15 protein-coding genes are annotated in these 17,319 nt (G+C 64.3%); 14 read left to right on the top strand and 1 reads right to left on the bottom strand.

The genetic code is table 11. The features are described from left to right. Positions 1–900 precede the first annotated feature (900 nt). Both pucL and ABIB14_RS17955 read left to right on the top strand, forming a co-directional pair. Entirely contained in the window at positions 901–1,809 is a 909-nt protein-coding gene (gene pucL / locus ABIB14_RS17960; RefSeq protein WP_354237267.1) for a factor-independent urate hydroxylase, read from the top strand. A gap of 175 nt (positions 1,810–1,984) precedes the next feature. Further along, positions 1,985–3,493 (top strand): nucleobase:cation symporter-2 family protein, encoded by a 1,509-nt coding sequence (locus ABIB14_RS17955; RefSeq protein WP_354237266.1) that lies wholly within the window; start codon positions 1,985–1,987, stop codon positions 3,491–3,493. Between the two features lie 130 nt (positions 3,494–3,623). Here the strand turns inward: ABIB14_RS17955 and ABIB14_RS17950 are convergent, their stop codons facing one another. Then, a complete protein-coding gene (locus ABIB14_RS17950; protein WP_354237265.1) occupies positions 3,624–4,379 on the bottom strand; it encodes an IclR family transcriptional regulator in 756 nt (251 codons plus the stop codon). 204 nt (positions 4,380–4,583) lie between these two features. Here ABIB14_RS17950 and ABIB14_RS17945 point away from each other — a divergent pair, with 204 nt between their 5' ends. From ABIB14_RS17945 to ABIB14_RS17890, 12 genes are all read left to right on the top strand, one after another. Then, the gene (locus ABIB14_RS17945) at positions 4,584–5,993 is read left to right on the top strand and encodes an NAD-dependent malic enzyme (protein WP_354237264.1); all 1,410 of its coding nucleotides are present in this window, start codon (positions 4,584–4,586) and stop codon (positions 5,991–5,993) included. Between the two features lie 26 nt (positions 5,994–6,019). Then, the gene (gene aceB / locus ABIB14_RS17940) at positions 6,020–7,618 is read left to right on the top strand and encodes a malate synthase A (protein ID WP_354237263.1); all 1,599 of its coding nucleotides are present in this window, start codon (positions 6,020–6,022) and stop codon (positions 7,616–7,618) included. Between the two features lie 3 nt (positions 7,619–7,621). Beyond that, positions 7,622–8,896: a DUF6986 family protein gene (locus ABIB14_RS17935; protein ID WP_354237262.1), complete on the top strand. Its 1,275-nt coding sequence runs from the start codon at positions 7,622–7,624 to the stop codon at positions 8,894–8,896. 15 nt (positions 8,897–8,911) lie between these two features. Beyond that, positions 8,912–9,724 carry a bifunctional allantoicase/(S)-ureidoglycine aminohydrolase gene (locus tag ABIB14_RS17930; protein WP_354237261.1) on the top strand — a complete coding sequence of 271 codons (813 nt, stop codon included), beginning with the start codon at positions 8,912–8,914 and terminating at the stop codon, positions 9,722–9,724. 196 nt (positions 9,725–9,920) lie between these two features. Continuing rightward, entirely contained in the window at positions 9,921–10,721 is an 801-nt protein-coding gene (locus tag ABIB14_RS17925; protein ID WP_354237260.1) for a hydroxypyruvate isomerase family protein, read from the top strand. Positions 10,722–10,760: 39 nt separating this feature from the next. Next, positions 10,761–11,639, top strand: coding sequence for a 2-hydroxy-3-oxopropionate reductase (locus ABIB14_RS17920; protein WP_354237259.1), 879 nt, complete (start codon positions 10,761–10,763; stop codon positions 11,637–11,639). A 47-nt stretch (positions 11,640–11,686) separates the two neighbouring features. Then, complete coding sequence (gene gcl / locus ABIB14_RS17915) at positions 11,687–13,465, top strand: glyoxylate carboligase (protein ID WP_354237258.1); 1,779 nt, start codon at positions 11,687–11,689, stop codon at positions 13,463–13,465. Between the two features lie 60 nt (positions 13,466–13,525). Continuing rightward, complete coding sequence (locus ABIB14_RS17910; RefSeq protein WP_354237257.1) at positions 13,526–14,722, top strand: glycerate kinase; 1,197 nt, start codon at positions 13,526–13,528, stop codon at positions 14,720–14,722. After that, the gene (gene allB, locus ABIB14_RS17905) at positions 14,715–16,058 is read left to right on the top strand and encodes an allantoinase AllB (RefSeq protein WP_354237256.1); all 1,344 of its coding nucleotides are present in this window, start codon (positions 14,715–14,717) and stop codon (positions 16,056–16,058) included. Before ABIB14_RS17910 ends, allB begins: the two co-directional genes overlap by 8 nt. A gap of 246 nt (positions 16,059–16,304) precedes the next feature. Continuing rightward, a complete protein-coding gene (gene bcp, locus ABIB14_RS17900; RefSeq protein ID WP_354237255.1) occupies positions 16,305–16,820 on the top strand; it encodes a thioredoxin-dependent thiol peroxidase in 516 nt (171 codons plus the stop codon). Positions 16,821–16,871: 51 nt separating this feature from the next. Beyond that, positions 16,872–17,075 carry a hypothetical protein gene (locus tag ABIB14_RS17895; protein WP_354237254.1) on the top strand — a complete coding sequence of 68 codons (204 nt, stop codon included), beginning with the start codon at positions 16,872–16,874 and terminating at the stop codon, positions 17,073–17,075. A gap of 89 nt (positions 17,076–17,164) precedes the next feature. Further along, positions 17,165–17,319, top strand: a 155-nt coding sequence (locus ABIB14_RS17890; RefSeq protein WP_354235952.1) for a pyruvate kinase, incomplete at its 3' end; no start/stop codon positions are given.

Raw genomic sequence — 17,319 nt, 5'->3', positions numbered from 1 at the left:
GCACGCCGCTTCTTCAAGAACGACATCCACTCAATCGTGGTCCGTTCCCTGCAGATGCTGGCACGCCGCGGCGAGATCGATGCCCAGGCACCGGCCCAGGCCATCGAGAAATACCGCCTGCTCAACGTCAACGCCGGCACCACCGGGGGCCCGGGCGGGGACTCCTAGCCTCAGCCACGACAGACGACGGCGGCCCCACCAACGTGGGGCCGCCGTCGTCTGTTCATTGGACCCCCGGGCGGGGACTCTTAGCGCTGCGGCCGAGGGCACCAGGCGGGGTGGTGACACAGCAAAGCGGTCCAGGGCTATTAGCCCTGGACCGCTCACCACCGCCTTACTGACGGGAAAATCTGCGTCTCAGTGTTCCCGACGCGCTGCCAGGGGCTTATGCAGCCACCGGGTCAGGAGGCCGGGTGTATCGTCCCGATTTGCCCGGGTGGGGAAATCCGGATCAGTGCCACCGCCAGCAGGGAAGTAGAACTCCGGCGCCGAGCCTGCCGCAGGTACTTCCCGGGCGGTCGGCGTTTCAGTCTCAGGCAACATGGCTCCTACTTTCCACTCTCTAAATTCCACTACATGAAATATTAATCTTGCTGTATGAAACACTACGGTGCCGTGTTCCTGGGGTCAAGAGCTTCCCGCCGCGGCGTCGGGTCAGCAGGGGCCAAAATAATTTTTGACAAATTAGGTGTACAGCATGAGCGAAGTGCTCTACTGTTGAAGTACTTCGTGGCGCACGTCACGTAACCTGGGAGCAGCAGGCAGGGTTGTAATGAGCTGACATCGATCGATGTCGGCTCTTTTTTGTTGGGTCGGCACCGGCGAAGTTGGCACAGAGCAAACTGTGCCTATTTTCAATGTGGATTATTTATTCCATATAACGGAAGTTTGGAGCAGACCATGAGCAGCAAGATCATCCTCGGGGAAAACCAGTTCGGTAAAGCCGAAGTCCGGGTCGTCAAGATCACCCGAGACTCTGCCCGGCACGAGATCGAGGACCTCAATGTCACCTCGCAGCTGCGCGGTGACTTTTCCGCCGCGCACCTGACGGGCGACAACAGCCACGTTGTGCCCACAGATACCCAGAAGAACACCGTTTATGCCCTCGCACGTGAAGGAATCGGGTCGCCGGAAGCACTGCTGCTTCGCCTGGGAGATCACTTCACATCGAGCTTCGAGTGGGTCACCGGCGGCCGCTGGGAGGCCGAGGCGTACAGCTGGGACCGCATCAAGTCCCACGGGGAGTCCCACGACCACTCCTTCGTGCGCAACGGCCAGGAGATCCGGACCGCAGTCCTGGTCCGCGACGGTGAGACCAACCATCTCATCTCCGGGCTCCGCGACCTGACCGTCCTTAAGACGACCGAATCAGGATTTGTCGGCTACCCCAAGGACACGTACACAACTCTCCAGGAGACCACCGACCGCATCCTCGCCACGGATGTTGCAGCGCGCTGGCGGTACAAGACCGGCACAGACTTCAACGAGCTGGACTTCAACAAGAGCTACGACGACGTGAAGGCGCTGCTGCTGGAGGGTTTCACCGAAAATTACTCCCACGCCCTGCAGCAGACCCTCTTTGACATGGGCCAGAAAGTCCTGGAAGCCCACAGCGAAATCGATGAGATCAAGTTCTCGATGCCGAACAAGCACCACTTCCTGGTCGATCTCTCACCGTTTGGCCTCGACAACCCCAACGAGGTCTTCTTCGCCGCCGACAGGCCTTACGGCCTGATCGAGGCCACGGTTCAGCGTGAAGAATCAGCCCCGGCCGCCATTGCATGGTCCGGAATCGCCGGCTTCTGCTGAACGAAGGACAACGAGTGGCGCAGGCACCGCACCCGGTAGCCTGCGCCACTGCAGCACCGCACCACAGCTATCCGCAGCTCCCGTACCACCGCACCCCAGCTATCCGCAGCACCACAGTTAGCCAGACACCTGTTAGCCAGACGACGACGTCTGCCATGAACCAAGAAAGTCTGCCATGAACATTAAGAACGCCAAGAACGCCGTCCGGGCCAGCAATGGCCGCTCAGCCCCAACCCGTCCCGAAGACGAACGGCTCTCCGTCGGGAGCAGCTTCGCCTACGGATTCCAGCACGTCCTCACCATGTACGGCGGTATCATCGCCGTGCCGCTGATCGTGGGCCAGGCAGCCGGCCTGGCGCCGGCCGACATCGGGATCCTGATCGCCGCCGCCCTGTTCATGGGCGGCCTGGCCACCCTGCTGCAGACTCTGGGACTCCCGTTCTTCGGCTCGCAACTGCCTCTCGTGCAGGGCGTTTCATTCGCCAGCGTAGCCACGATGGTGGCGATCGTCACCGGTGGCGGCGGACTGCCGTCAGTCTTTGGCGCCGTCATTGTCTCGGCGGCAATCGGTCTGTTGATCGCCCCGGTCTTTTCCAAGATCGTCCGGTTCTTCCCGCCCGTGGTGACCGGTACCGTCATCACCACCATCGGGCTGACCCTGATGCCCGTCGCGGCCAACTGGGCCATGGGCGGCAACCGGAAGACCGAGGACTACGGCAGCATGGCCAACATCGGACTCGCTGCCATCACCCTCGCCTTGGTGCTGGTCCTGAGCAAGGTCGGCAGCGCCACCATTTCCCGCCTGTCGATCCTGCTGGCCATGGTGATCGGCACGATCGTCGCCGTCGTCACCGGCATGGCCAACTTTTCCAAGGTCGGCGACGGCCCCATCGTCGCCTTCCCCACCCCGTTCCACCTGGGTGCCCCCACCTTTGAAATTGCAGCAATCATTTCCATGGTGATCGTGGTCCTGGTGATCCTGACCGAAACTATGGCGGACATTCTGGCCGTCGGCGAAATCGTCGGCACGAAGACCGACTCCAAGCGGATCGCAGCGGGTCTGCGTGCCGATATGGTCTCCAGCATGGTTGCCCCCGTCTTTGGTTCCTTCACCCAGAGCGCCTTTGCACAAAACGTCGGCCTGGTGGCCGTCACCAAGATCAAGAGCCGCTACGTGGTGGCGGCGGGCGGCGTGATTCTGGTCCTGCTGGGCCTGCTGCCGGTGCTGGGTCGCGTCGTCGCTGCCGTTCCTACGGCCGTCCTGGGTGGCGCCGGTATCGTGCTGTTCGGCACCGTGGCTGCCAGTGGTATCAGGACTCTCGCGAAGGTCGAGTACCGGAACAACATGAACCTGATCATCGTGGCCGCGTCGATCGGCTTCGGCATGGTCCCGATCGCCGCACCCACTTTCTATGACAAGTTCCCGGCCTGGTTTGGCACGATCTTCCACTCCGGCATCAGCTCCGCGGCCGTGATGGCGATCCTGCTGAACCTCCTGTTCAACCACCTTAAGGCCGGCAACTCCGAGAATCAGTCAGTTTTCGTGGCCGGCACCGGACGGGTCATCCGCGAGGAAGACCTGAAGCCGCTAGCAGACGGCGACCACTTTGAAAACGGCAAACTGATCGACTGCGACGGCAAGGAAGTGCCCGTGGCGGCTTCGGAAGGTTCTGCCGAGCACTGACCCTCCGGACGGAGCCACCCGCTGAGGTCTATCGCAGCGAAAACCCTGAAGCCCATGTTCACAGGAACATGGGCTTCAGGTGTTTCCGCCGCTGACATTCCGCGGCGCGCTGCGATACAGCGGCCCGGGCTTACCGGTGGTTCAGCTCGCCCGAGATGACCTGGGCAGCAGCGCGCAGCAGCGGTACGGCACGCGCCGCGAAGGACTGATCCACGCGCGAGACCGGGCCGGACACCGAAATAGCCGACGGTGTCGGTGCACTGGGGACGGCCATGGCGAAGCAGCGGACGCCGATCTCCTGTTCCTCCTCGTCAATGGAGTAGCCGCGTTCGCGGATCAGTTTGAGATCGTGCAGCAGGGTGTCGATATCGCCGATGCTCTTCGAGGTGGCAACAGGCATCCCGCTGCGGTGGACGATGCCGCGGACGGTCTCGTCATCGAGCTGGGACAGGATGGCCTTGCCCACGCCCGTGGCGTGGGTGTGGGCGCGGCGGCCCACTTCGGTGAACATCCGCATGGAGTGCAACGAGGGCACCTGGGCCACATAGATGACCATGTCCGAGTCGAGCACAGCCATATTGGCTGTCTCGCCGAGCTGGTCCACGAGGGATTTCAGCTGCGGCCGAGCCAGGGCGCCGAGCTGCTGGTTGGCCCCTTCGCCCAGCCTGATCAGCCGGGGGCCCAGTGCGTAGCGGCGGTTCGGCAGTTGGCGGATGTATCCCAGCGTCACGAGCGTGCGCAGGAGACGGTGGATCGTGGGCAGCGGCAACTCCGTAGAGGACGAGAGTTCGCTGAGCGTGACCTCGCCGCCGGCGTCGGTAATGAGTTCCAAGAGTTCGAAGACGCGCTCAACGGACTGCACGCCTCCGGGGGCTTTTTCAGCCATAACGGGGTCTCCTGCGGGATTGATGTGGCAATTAGTATCCACATCGTGAAAATACTTGGGTGCAAGAGTTAACAGTACGGCCCGAAGATGGAACCGGCACTCTCAGACTTGTATTTCCACAAAGTAGATAATAATATCCATAATACGAAACTTTTTGATTTAGCACAGCAGCCCAGACCTGGGCCCGAACTGGAGGAACATTCAATGGCGAACCCGAGCCCCGGAAATTCGATCACCCTGCGCGTGGACGCACCGTCCAGCTTCACCGCCACCAGCGAACTTGCAGCCGCCGTCGGCGCTGCCGGCGCTGCCATCACCGCCCTGGACGTCACCGAGTCCCACCATGAGACCCTCGTGGTCGATGTCACCTGCAACACGACCGACGACGAGCATGCGGGCCGCGTGAAGGATGCGCTGAACGCACTTGAGGGCGTCACCGTCCGCAACGTTTCGGACCGCACCTTCCTCATGCACCTGGGCGGAAAACTCGAGGTTGTCCCCAAGGTGGCGCTGCGCAACCGCGACGATCTCTCACGCGCCTACACTCCCGGGGTGGCCCGCGTCTGCCTGGCGATCGCAGAGAACCCCGACGCCGCCCGTAACCTGACGATCAAGCGCAACACTATCGCGGTTGTCACCGACGGCTCCGCTGTCCTGGGCCTGGGGAACATAGGTCCCGCGGCGGCTCTTCCGGTGATGGAAGGCAAGGCGGCCCTGTTCAAGCAGTTCGCCAACGTGGACGCGTGGCCGGTCTGCCTGGATACCCAGGACACTGAGGAGATCATCATGATCGTCAAGGCCCTCGCCCCTGTCTACGGCGGCGTGAACCTGGAGGACATCGCGGCACCGCGCTGCTTCGAGATCGAGAACCGGCTCCGCGAAGAACTTGACATTCCGGTCTTCCACGACGACCAGCACGGCACCGCCATCGTCACCCTGGCCGCGCTGACCAATGCACTGCGTGTCGTGGACAAAAAGCTTGGCGACGTCCGGATCGTGGTCTCCGGGGTCGGCGCCGCCGGGTCGGCCATCATCCAGCTGCTCAAGGCCCAGGGTGCCCGGCACATCATCGCCGCCGGACGCTCCGGTGCCATCCACTCCGGCGCGGACTACGACGACGAACACCGCACCTGGATCGCGGCCAACACCAACGAGGACGGTTTCTCCGGGACCCTGCACGAGGCCCTCAAGGGCGCCGACGTCTTCATCGGGGTCAGCGCCCCCAACGTGATCGGCGAGGAGCAGGTCGCCGCCATGGCCAAGGACGCGATCGTCTTCGCCATGGCAAACCCGACCCCGGAAATCGACCCGGTCATCGCGTCCCGGCACGCGGCAGTCGTGGCGACCGGCCGCAGCGACTTCCCGAACCAGATCAATAACGTACTGGCCTTTCCCGGCTTCTTCCGCGGCCTGCTGGACGCCGGAGCGTCGGACATCATCCCGGAGATGCTGGTGGCGGCCGCCGAGGCAATCGCCAACCGGGTGGCTGACGATGAGCTCAATGCCAGCTACATCATCCCCAGCGTCTTCGATCCCCACGTTGCCGCCGACGTAGCATCCGCGGTCGCCCACGCAGCCCATGCAGCCTCAGCCGCAAAATCCGTCAAAGCCTGATACACAGCCAAGGAAAGGACCGGACAATGGCGCTCATAGTCACTGACCCGAACCCGATCGCACGTGCCGAGGAAATCCTCACGCCGGAAGCGCTGGCCTTTGTGGAGGAACTCCACAACCGCTTCGCCGGTACCCGCACCGGCCTCCTGAAGGCCCGCACCGCAAAGCGCGAGCAAGTAGCCCGGACCGGGAAACTTGATTTCCTGCCGGAGACCCAAGACGTACGCAAGGGCACGTGGGCGGTGGCCCCGGCACCAAAGGCGCTCCTGGACCGGCGCGTGGAAATGACCGGGCCCGCCACCCCCGCCAAAATGGCCATCAACGCACTGAATTCCGGTGCCAAGGTGTGGCTGGCAGATCTCGAGGATGCCAGCACTCCCACCTGGCCCAACGTCATCGACGCACTCCTTAACCTCCGGGATGCCGCCGCCGGAACCCTTCGCTACACCTCCCCGGAAGGCAAGAAATACACCCTCCGGACCGACGCACCGCTCGCCGTCGTCGTCGCACGTCCCCGCGGCTGGCACATGGACGAACGCCACCTGGTCATTGACGGGCAGCCGGCCGTGGGTGCCCTCGTCGATTTCGGCCTGCACTTCTTCCACACTGCCCGGCAGCTGATCAGCAACGGCCACGGCCCGTACTACTACCTGCCCAAGATGGAGAGCCACCTCGAAGCACGGCTCTGGAATGACGTGTTTGTCTTCGCCCAGGACCACCTCGGCATCCCGCAGGGAACCGTCCGTGCCACGGTGCTGATCGAAACCATTCCCGCTGCGTTTGAAATGGACGAAATCCTTTACGAACTCCGCGACCACGCCTCCGGGCTCAACGCCGGCCGCTGGGACTACCTGTTCAGCATTATCAAGTACTTCCGCGACGCCGGGGCCAGCTTTGTTCTCCCGGACCGGGCCACGGTGGCCATGACGGCACCGTTCATGCGCGCCTACACCGAGTTGCTGGTCAAGACCTGCCACCACCGCGGAGCGTTCGCCATGGGTGGTATGGCCGCGGTGATCCCCAACCGGCGTGAACCCGAAGTCACAGCACAGGCCTTCGCAAAGGTCCGGGCGGACAAGACCCGCGAGGCGAACGACGGTTTTGACGGTTCCTGGGTGGCGCACCCTGACCTCGTTCCGATCTGTGCCGAGGTCTTTGACTCCGTCCTCGGTTCACGCCCCAACCAGCTGGACAAGCAGCGGCCCGAGGTGTCGGTCACCGCCGGCCAACTGCTCGATGTCGCATCAGCAGACGGGCAGGTCACCGAGGCAGGCCTGCGGTTGAACCTGTATGTTGCCGTGGCCTACACGGCGGTCTGGGTCTCGGGCAACGGCGCGGTGGCCATCCACAACCTCATGGAGGATGCGGCCACGGCCGAAATTTCCCGCTCCCAGGTGTGGCAGCAGATCCGCAACGCTGTGGTCCTCTCGGATACTGGCAACACGGTCACTCGCGAGCTGGTCGAGACGATCCTGGCTGAAGAAACGGAGAAACTGCGCGGCGAAGTGGGTCATGAGACCTTCGAAAAGTTCTACCTGCCCGCCAGTAAGCTGATCAGTGATATCTGCCTGTCCGAGGACTACACGGACTTCCTCACCACGCCCGCCTACGAATTGGTCGGCTGATATATGGACATCAACGCTTCCCTGAGTCCAAGGGACCTGGCCGAAATCGAATCGCAACTGGCAGCGACCGACCGGCTGCTGGAGCAGAACTACCCGGGCGACGATGGCTCCCGCCAGCCGGTGCACACGGTCTATGTCCCGGCCGACCGGTTCACACCGACATTCGCCGCGGACTGGGGCGCCCAGGCGCTGGAGGCCGCGGACGCCCACGGCGGGCTGGGCCGCCTTGGCTCGCTTCTGGGCCAGGACGCTGAACTGGCTGAGTCGGTGGCTTCCCGGGTCGAGTCGAAGCTGCGCAGCGAACCGATCGAGGACCTCAGGCTTGACTTCGAGGATGGCTACGGGGACCGCGGAGACACGGCCGAGGACTCCGCTGCCGTGACGGCCGCCTCGGCCGTGACGGCCGCCGTTGCCGCCGGCACCGCACCGCCGTTCATCGGCATCCGCTTCAAGTGCTTTGAAGCCCCCACCCGGAACCGGGGGCTGCGCACGCTGGATCTCTTTGTCTCCACGCTAGCCTCAGGCGGCGAGCTCCCGGAGGGCCTGATCCTTACCCTGCCCAAGGTCACTACGGTGGCCCAGGTGCAGGCCATGGACTATACCGTCTCCCGGCTTGAGGAGATCCACTCATTGCCGCACGGACGGCTCAGGTTTGAAGTGCAGGTGGAAACGCCCCAGCTGATCCTGGGCCCCGAGGGAACCTCGCCGGTAGCCCAGTTGGCGCACGTCGTCCCGGGCCGGATCAGCGGTCTACACTACGGAACGTACGACTATTCCGCCTCCCTGCAGATCTCCGCCGAGTACCAGTCCATGGAGCACCCCGTGGCTGATTTCGCCAAGGAGGTCATGCAGCTGGCCGTCGCCGGCACGGGCATCCGCCTCTCCGACGGCTCGACGAACATCATCCCGGTGGGCGACGGCGTTGAAAATGCCTGGGCGATCCATGGCCGGCTGGTCCGCCGCTCGTTGGAGCGGGGCTACTACCAGGGCTGGGACCTGCATCCGGCCCAGCTGCCCAGCCGGTTTGCGGCGACGTACGCGTTCTACCGGCAGGGTCTTCCGGCAGCCGCGGCCCGTCTGCGAAACTATGTGGAACAGACCGAAGGCGGCGTCATGGACGAGCCTGCCACCGCCCGGGCCCTGGCAGCTTTTGTGCTGCGCGGCGTCCAGTGCGGCGCTGTCGGTGCCGACGAAGTCCAGGCGCTTGCCGGCGTCGGAGTTCCGCAGCTAACCGCACTGGCCCACCCGCGGCTGGCCATCACTTCCACCTCCTCTTAAGTAAGGATCTACCCGATGGGCAAGTACTACTCTCCCGAAGGCGGCCTGCCGCCGCAGACCCACCTCACGACCGAGCGCGCGATCGTCACGGAGGCTTATACGGTCATCCCCAAGGGTGTCCTGACGGACATCGTGACCAGCAACCTGCCGGGCTTCTCGAACACCCGCTCCTGGATCATCGCCCGCCCCATCTCCGGGTTCGCGACTACCTTCTCCCAGCTGATCGTGGAGATTGGTCCTGGCGGCGGCGCGCCCAAGGCGGAATTCGAGGCAGGCGTTGAAGGCGTCATCTTCGTGACCAAGGGCCGGGTCAACCTGACCCTTGAGGGTGAGCTGCACCAGCTCGAGGAAGGCGGCTACGCCTACATTGCTGCCGGCGCGCAGTGGGGCCTGGAAAATGTTTCGGACGACGTCGTGTCCTTCCACTGGATCCGCAAGGCTTACGAGCGGCTGGAAGGCTACGAGGCGAAATCCTTCGTCACGAGTGACCAGGAGGTCGAGCCGGGCGAAATGCCGGATGTCGACGGCGTCTGGAAGACCACGCGTTTCGCGGACCCCAACGACCTGGCACACGATATGCACGTGAACATCGTGACGTTCAAGCCCGGCGGTGTGATCCCCTTCCCCGAAACCCATGTGATGGAGCACGGACTGTACGTTCTGGAGGGCAAGGGCATGTACTTGCTCAACAATGACTGGGTGGAGGTGGAGGCAGGCGACTTCATGTGGCTGCGCGCCTTCTGCCCGCAGGCCTGCTACGCCGGTGGCCCCGGCAACTTCCGATACCTGCTGTACAAGGATGTCAACCGTCAGATTCGCCTGACCTAATCATCGCTCAACGGCGCCCCGGCACATTCTGGCCGGGGCGCCGTCGTTTAATCGCCGCCCGGGCGTATCTGGGTTGACGGCGCGTGCCGCTCAGCCTAAACTTTTCATAAAGCAAAATAAAGATTCCACAAGGCGGAATCTTGAGAACGTGAAACCTGCCGGTTGCTGCCGGTCCAGAGGGCTAAGGACGAATCCAATGACGTATACCGTGAACTGCTCCATCCTGCTGACGGAACTGCCGCTCCTGGAACGGCCCGCAGCCGCCAAGGCGGCCGGCTTTGACGCTGTCGAATTCTGGTGGCCGTTTGACACCTCCGTTCCCTCGGACACTGAGGTTGCGACGTTCGAAAAGGCCATCACCGACGCCGGTGTCCAGCTCTCCGGCCTGAACTTCAACGCCGGCAACATGCCGGGAGGTGACCGCGGCCTGGTGTCCTGGCCGGCCCGCTCGGCCGAGTTCCTGGACAACATCGACGTCGTCGCCGGCATCGGGGAGCGCCTCGGCTGCAAAGCTTTCAACGCCCTCTACGGCAACCGAGTCGATGGGGAGTCCGCCGAGAAGCAGGATGCCGTCGGCGCCGAGAACCTCGCGACAGCAGCCGCCGGCGTCGCCCGGATCGGCGGCACCGTCCTCCTGGAGCCGGTCAGCGGAGCGCCGCGGTACCCGTTGCTCACCGCCGCCGACGCCCTGACGGTGATCGACAGGGTCAAGGAAGAATCCGGCGCGGACAACGTCAAGCTCCTCGCCGACTTCTACCATCTGGCCGTCAACGGCGACGACGTTGCCGCCGTGATCGAACAGCACGCCAAGGACTTCGGTCACATCCAGATCGCCGACAACCCGGGCCGCGGCGCCCCCGGAACCGGAAATCTTCCGCTCGGCGAATGGATCGCCCGCAGCCGCGAACTCGGCTACACGGGCTACATCGGCCTCGAATACAAAGAACCGGCCGCAACGGCCTTCAACTGGGCAATCCGCCAGCCCGCCGCGAACTGACCGTTCACCGCCCCAGCACACTTCAGCAAAGGAAACCTCATGAGCAACGTAACAGTCATCGGTCTCGGCATCATGGGCCTGCCCATGGCCGTCAACCTTGTCAAAGCCGGCCACAGCGTCACCGGCTTCAACCGCAGTCAGGACAAGATTGACGCGCTGATCGCCGAGGGCGGCCAGGGCGCAGCGAGCATCGCCGACGCCGTCAAGGAAGCGGACGTCGTGATCACGATGGTGCCGGACTCCCCGGACGTCGAAGGCGTCGTCTCCGGCCCCGAGGGCCTGTTCGCGAACGCGAAGCAGGGCACCCTCTGGATTGACGCCAGCAGCATCCGCCCGGACGTGGCCAAGCGGCTCGCGGACGATGCCAAGGCAGCCGGCATCCGCGCGCTGGACGCCCCGGTGTCCGGCGGCGAGCAGGGTGCCATCAGCGCCGCGCTGTCCATCATGGTGGGCGGCGAGGCAGCCGACTTCGAAGCCGCACAGGACGTGCTCAACGCTGTGGGCAAGACCATCGTCCACGTAGGGCCGGCCGGCTCCGGCCAGACCGTCAAGGCAGCCAACCAGCTGATCGTCGCCGTCAACATCCAGGTTCTGGGTGAAGCCGTCGCCTTCCTCGAGGCTTACGGTGTCGACACCGATGCGGCACTCAAGGTCCTCGGCGGCGGCCTGGCCGGCTCCAAGGTCCTGGACCAGAAGGGCCAGAAGATGCTGGACCGCGACTTCGCGCCCGGCTTCCGCCTCGCGCTCCACCACAAGGACATGGGCATCGTGACCTCGGCCGCCCGCGAAGCCAACGTCGCGCTTCCGCTCGGCGCCCTCGCTGCGCAGCTTGTCGCCGCCACGGTCAACCAGGGCGACGGCGGCCTCGACCACTCGGGACTGTTCAAGCAGACCCTCCAGCTCAGCGGCCGCAAGTAATCCTGCGGCCCATCCGCCACACCCAACAGACTTCCAAGGAGAACATCATGACGAAGATGCGCACCGTAGACGCAGCCGTCGCCATTCTGGTAAAGGAGGGCGCCATCGAGGCGTTCGGCCTGCCAGGTGCGGCAATTAACCCCTTCTATTCGGCGATGCGGGAGCATGGCGGTATCCGCCACACCCTCGCCCGGCACGTGGAAGGTGCCTCCCACATGGCCGACGGGTACTCCCGTGCCAAGGACGGAAACATCGGCATCTGTATCGGTACCTCCGGCCCCGCCGGCACCGATATGATCACCGGCCTCTACGCAGCCTGGGCGGACTCCGTCCCCATGCTGTGCATCACCGGGCAGGCCCCCGTCGCCAAGCTGCACAAGGAAGACTTCCAGGCCGTGGATATCGAATCCATCGCCAAACCTGTCACCAAGATGGCCATGACTGTGCTCGAACCCGGCCAGATCCCGGGTGCCTTCCAGAAGGCCTTCCAGCTGATGCGCTCCGGCCGTCCCGGCCCCGTGCTGCTGGACCTGCCGTTCGATGTGCAGATGGCCGAGATTGAGTTTGATATCGACACCTACGAGCCTCTCCCGGTGGAGAAGCCCAAGGCCAGCCGCAAGCAGCTGGAAAAGGCGCTGGACATGCTCACCGCAGCACAGCACCCGCTGATCGTGGCCGGTGGCGGCGTGATCAACGCTTCCGCCTCGGCACAGCTTGTCGAACTGGCCGAGCTGCTCAATGTCCCGGTCATCCCCACGCTGATGGGCTGGGGCTCCATCCCGGACGATCACCGCCTGATGGCCGGCATGGTGGGCCTGCAGACCTCGCACCGCTACGGCAACGAGACCATGCTGGCCTCGGACTTCGTAATCGGGATTGGCAACCGCTGGGCCAACCGCCACACCGGCGGGCTGGAGACCTACACGTCCGGCCGCAAGTTCGTGCACATCGACATCGAGCCGACCCAGATCGGCCGCGTCTTCTCCCCGGACCTGGGCATCGCCTCCGACGCCGGTGCGGCACTGGACGGGCTCCTGGAGCTCGCCCGGGAACGCACGGCCGCCGGCACGTTGCCGGACTACAGCGACTGGGTAAACGAATGCGTCCAGCGCAAGGGCTCCCTGCAGCGCAAGACGCACTTTGAGAATGTCCCGATCAAGCCGCAGCGTGTCTACGAGGAAATGAACAAGTCCTTCGGCAAGGACACCACCTACGTGAGCACGATCGGCCTCTCGCAGATCGCCGGCGCCCAGATGCTGCACGTGTTCGGGCCCCGCAAATGGATCAATGCCGGCCAGGCCGGTCCGCTGGGCTGGACCGGACCCGCCGCACTCGGCGTGGTCCGTGGAAAGCCGGGGGAGACCGTCGTCGCACTGTCCGGTGACTACGACTTCCAGTTCATGATCGAAGAACTGGCCGTTGGCGCCCAATTCAACCTCCCGTACGTGCACGTGGTGGTGAACAACTCGTACCTGGGCCTGATCCGCCAGTCCCAGCGTGGCTTCAAGATGGAGCAGAACGTGTCCCTGGCGTTCGACAACATCAACTCTCCGGAGACCAACGGCTACGGCGTGGACCACCTGAAGGTTGCCGAGGGCCTGGGCTGCAAAGCCATCCGGGTGGAAGACCCCAGTGACCTGCCGGCAGCTTTCGACAAAGCCAAGGCGCTTATGAGTGAGTTCAACGTCCCCGTCGTGGTCGAAGTGATCCTGGAAAAGATCACCAACATCTCCATGGGCACCGAGATCAACGCGGTCAACGAGTTCGAGGACCTCGCCGCAAGCGGCGCGGACGCCCCGACGGCCATCATCGCCCTGCTGGACTAACACCACCCACCTCCCGCGCGCCAACCCGGCACGTCTGATTCATCGAAAGGAAACCCCGGCATGCGAGTGGTCATAGCACCGGACAAGTTCAAGGGCTCACTATCGGCCCCGGACATCGTCACCCACCTCACCAAGGGTCTTCAATCCGTGAAACAGACTGCCGGGCAGGTCCTGGAAGTAAACGGCATCCCCGTTGCCGACGGCGGCGAGGGCACCCTCGACGCCGCCGTCGGCTCCGGCTTCACCCGCCGCAGCGCCGTCGTCAGCGGCCCGACGGGCGAGCCGGTTGAGGCCGACTTCGCCGTCCGCGGCCGCTCGGCGGTCATTGAAATGGCGACGGCGTCAGGACTCGCCGTGCTGCCCGGCGGCACGAAGGACGCCCTGGGATCCACGTCCCTGGGCACCGGGCAGCTGATCCGGGCGGCCCTGGACGCCGGTTGCCGCAAGATTATCCTCGGCGTCGGCGGAAGCGCGAACACCGACGGCGGCGCCGGGGTGCTGCAGGGTCTCGGTGCGCGCTTTATCGATGCGGACGGTAACAAGCTTCCGGCTGGCGGGGCTGCCCTGGCCCGGCTGAAATGGATTGACTTCTCCGATTTCGATCCGCGGCTGGAGGAAACCCGGTTCGTGCTGGCCAGCGACGTGGACAATCCGTTGCTCGGTCCGGACGGTGCGGCCGCGGTGTTTGGCCCGCAGAAGGGGGCCTCCAGCGAGGACGTCAGTACGCTGGACTCCGCCCTTGCGCACTTCGTGGATGTGCTCGGCCAGGAACTGGGCTCCCGGGCATTGAAGGCGGCGGAAGCCCCGGGCGCCGGAGCCGCCGGCGGTGTCGGCTACGCCGCCATCGCGGTCCTGGCCGCCTCCCGCAGGCCGGGCATCGACGTCGTCCTTGAATTTACCGATCTCGCGCACCGGCTGGCCGGGGCGGACCTCGTGATCACCGGCGAAGGCAGCCTGGACGAACAAAGCCTGCTCGGGAAAACTCCCATGGGAGTAGCGCGGGCGGCGGCGCTGGCCGGCGTCCCGATCATCGCCGTCTGCGGCCGCACCACGCTGACGGCCGAGCAATTGAGCGCCGCAGGGTTCCAAGCGACATTTGCGTTGACCGCGATTGAAGACAATGTGGAGACCTGCATCAACGAAGCCGGGCGTCTTCTCGAACAACTCGGCGCCACAATCGCCGGCCAGCTCGGTCCTGAGTCTGGCTGGTACCGTCCTAAGAAAAACGCATCATCGAAGGAGTCCCTCAGTGCCTGAAGAACGCTATGACTTGGTTGTTCGTGGTCAGCGCGTGCTGACCACGGCCGGCATCGCGGCGCGTGAGGTCGGGATCCGGGGCGGCAGGATCGTTGCGATCGAACCGCTGGGAAATGCCCTGGACGGGGCGGAGCTCATCGAGCTTGCCGATGACGAGACCATGATCCCGGGGCTGGTGGATACCCACGTCCACGTCAACGAACCCGGCCGGACCGAGTGGGAAGGGTTCGCGTCCGCGACCCGGGCCGCCGCAGCCGGCGGCGTGACGACGATCATCGACATGCCGCTGAACTCCATCCCTCCCACCACCACGCTGGAAGGCCTGAAACTCAAACGCGAAGTGGCTGCTGATCAGGCATTCGTCGACGTCGGGTTCTGGGGCGGGGCCGTCCCGGGCAACCTGAAGGACCTCCGGCCCCTGCATGACGAGGGTGTGTTCGGGTTTAAGTGCTTCCTGCTGCACTCGGGTGTGGATGAATTCCCGCACCTGGAAGCGGACGAAATGGAAGCCGACATGGCCGAGTTGAAATCCTTCGATTCGCTCATGATCGTCCACGCCGAAGACTCCCACGCGATCGACCGCGCCCCGCACCCGGGCGGGGACCACTACGCGAACTTCCTCTCCTCACGCCCGCGCGGGGCCGAGAACAAAGCCATCGCCGAAGTCATCGAACGCGCCCGCTGGACCGGGGCCAGGGCCCATATCCTGCACCTGTCCTCCTCGGATGCACTGCCGATGATCGCCACCGCCAAACGCGACGGTGTGCACCTGACCGTCGAGACCTGCCCCCACTACCTGACCCTGATGGCCGAGGAAATCCCCGACGGCGCCACCGCCTACAAATGCTGCCCGCCGATCCGGGAAGCAGCTAACCGGGAACTGCTCTGGAAAGGCCTGCAGGACGGCACCATCGACTGCATCGTCTCTGACCACTCGCCGTCGACCCTGGACCTGAAAGACCTGGAAAACGGCGACTTCGCCGTGGCCTGGGGCGGGGTCTCCTCGCTCCAGCTCGGACTGTCCCTGATCTGGACCGAAGCCCGGCACCGTGGAATCTCTCTGGAACAAGTGATCTCCTGGATGGCCGCCAAACCCGCAGAACTCGCCCGCCTGAGCACCAAGGGCCAGCTCGCGCTCGGCTATGACGCGGATTTCTCTATCTTCGCGCCCAACGACGCCTACGTCGTGGACGTGTCCAAACTTCAGCACAAGAACCCCATCACCCCCTACGACGGCAAAGCACTCTCCGGCGTCGTCCGCAAAACCTACCTCCGCGGCCAACAAATCAACCACCACACTCCCCACGGCACCCTCCTGCGCCGCGGCGGGATCTGACCCAGGACGAACATCAGAATTGCCCCGGGGGCGGAAGTCCATTCCGGCCTGCCGCCGGGGCTGCAACTTCCGCCGTTGACTAAACCCAGGGGGTGCAGCCAACGGCGGAAACCGGAGCCGTCGTGGTCCCCTTCGGAGGACTCCCCGCGGCGCACCACGGCGGCTCCGCCCACCCCCGTCCGAATTTACTGCACGGCAGCAACGGTTGCCTCGATATGCCCTCCCACCTACCTGCAAAGGATCCTCATGACCATCGACCAGATCGGCCAGCCGCGCTCCCTCCCTCTCCAGCCAGGCAGCGAAGCGCCGGACTTCACTCTTCCCGATGCGAACGGAACGCAATTCTCCCTCGCCGACTACCGCGGCAAGAAGGTTATCGTGTACTTCTACCCCAAAGCGGCGACGCCGGGATGCACGACTGAAGCCTGCGATTTTCGCGACAACCTCGCCTCCCTGCAGAGCTCCGGGTACGAAGTCGTGGGCATCTCCCCGGACGCGCCCGCCGCCCTGGCAGTGTTCGCGGACGATTTCGCCCTCACCTTTCCTCTTCTCTCCGACGAGGACCACTCCGTTGCCCTCGCTTACGGCGCGTGGGGCGAAAAGCTCATCGGCGGCGAAGTCGTGGAGGGAGTGGTGCGGTCTACCGTCGTTTTGGACCCCGACGGCAAGGTGACCCTCGCTCAGTACCGCGTCGACGCAGCCGGCCACGTGGCTGCACTCAAGGACGAACTGGCAGCCAAGGCAGCTGGCCTGCCGGGTTAGTTCCGGCCAGGACACCTGACCTTCCCGATCCGACCCCAGAAGGAGATTGTCGTGGGACGTGCGCCGCAAAAAAAGGAAGCCGATTTCAGATTCCGTAAGGGCGACCGCGTAAAAGGATCCGACCGGAGGGGCATCTGTTTCCAGGGAATAGTGGAGCTGATCGCCAAGAAACAGCGCATCCTCTGGATTCAAACACCAGCCGGCGAACGGAAGCTCATCGACTCCACGGAACACTCCATCGAACGCTGCTCCTGAACCGCTGCGTCGGAGCCTGTCCATGACGCACAACCGGCATTTCAGGTCCGGCTCCATCCAAACCACAGAATTTCCTCAAGGGTAGGTATATGAGACGCGCTAAAATTGTGGCCACCTTCGGACCGGCGATCGCGAGCTTCGAGAATACGCTCGCGGTGCTTGAGGCCGGGGTCGACGTTGCCCGGATGAACATGAGCCACGGGGATTACGCCGTGCATGACACCACGTACGATAACGTCCGGAA

The sequence above is a fragment of the Arthrobacter sp. UYEF3 genome (genome assembly GCF_040546245.1).
Classification (GTDB): Bacteria; Actinomycetota; Actinomycetes; order Actinomycetales; family Micrococcaceae; genus Arthrobacter.
This window is presented reverse-complemented; position numbering and strand designations above follow the sequence as displayed.